The organism is Duganella qianjiadongensis (assembly GCF_009857915.1).
GTDB classification, from domain to species: Bacteria; Pseudomonadota; Gammaproteobacteria; order Burkholderiales; family Burkholderiaceae_D; genus Rugamonas; species Rugamonas qianjiadongensis.
Genome location: NZ_WWCM01000083.1, coordinates 1 through 366 on the forward strand (window position 1 = coordinate 1; position 366 = coordinate 366).

The 366-nt window shown below is 55.7% G+C and carries 1 pseudogene; it reads left to right on the forward strand.

Annotation, left to right across the window (positions count from 1 at the left end):
• Positions 1 to 366 (forward strand): annotated as a pseudogene (locus GTP27_RS23505) (IS5/IS1182 family transposase); the annotation flags it as partial.

Genomic DNA, 366 nt, shown 5'->3' on the forward strand with positions numbered 1-366 from the left:
CTCTGCCAGCAACTGGACCTATTCTCAGATGCGGTCGTTGCGATTGACGGCAGTAAATTCAAGGCTGTCAACAGCAGCGATCGCAACTTCACCAATGCCAAGCTAAAGCGCAGGATGGAAGAGATTGAGGCCAACATCAGCCGCTATCTGGTAGAACTCGACACGGCTGACAGGCACGAACCAGCGGCGGCAGAAGCACGCAGTACCCGTCTCAACGACAAAATTGCGGCGCTGAAGGAGCAGATGGCTACGCTCAAGGAAATTGAAGCGAAGCTCGAAGCGACCGGAGAAACGCAGATATCACTCACCGACACTGACGCGCGCTCAATGAAGACGCGCGGCGCAGGGATCGTTGGCTACAACGTG